The sequence below is a fragment of the Larkinella sp. C7 genome, from assembly GCF_006149005.1.
Taxonomy (GTDB): Bacteria; Bacteroidota; Bacteroidia; order Cytophagales; family Spirosomataceae; genus Larkinella.
Window position 1 is genome coordinate 1 of the sequence record NZ_VBSL01000227.1, and the last position, 360, is coordinate 360.

1 protein-coding gene is annotated in these 360 nt (G+C 41.9%); it reads left to right on the forward strand.

The window, feature by feature from the left end; all coding sequences use genetic code 11:
• A partial coding sequence (locus tag FH871_RS35215; protein ID WP_212768422.1) for a hypothetical protein occupies positions 1-266 on the forward strand: 266 nt, incomplete at its 5' end.
• Between the last annotated feature and the right edge of the window lie 94 nt (positions 267-360).

The window sequence follows — 360 nt, forward strand, 5'->3', positions numbered from 1 at the left end:
AACCAAATCCTGATGAGGTTGAAAGACTCTTCACCTTACCACTTGACCAGCTCATGACTACCCAGCCCAAGACCTATAATCTAACGGCCACATCTACACCGGCCTCGAATTTTCCTTTTGAGCGAATCCCTAATGGTTCCAACTATAATTTTGGCAAGGACAAGCGTAAGGTTCTTTTCTATGATTTAGCCGGAGAAGATCTTTGGGGTATTACAGCCCAGTTTACGGCCCGCTTCATTGAAATTTTAAAGGGTGACAAGTATTGACAGTTTTGTAAAGCTTTGAATTATGGATTGAAATCCTATCCTAGTGCGGTTTTTAGCAAGTCATATCGCCATGTAAACTTGACAACGACTGTCA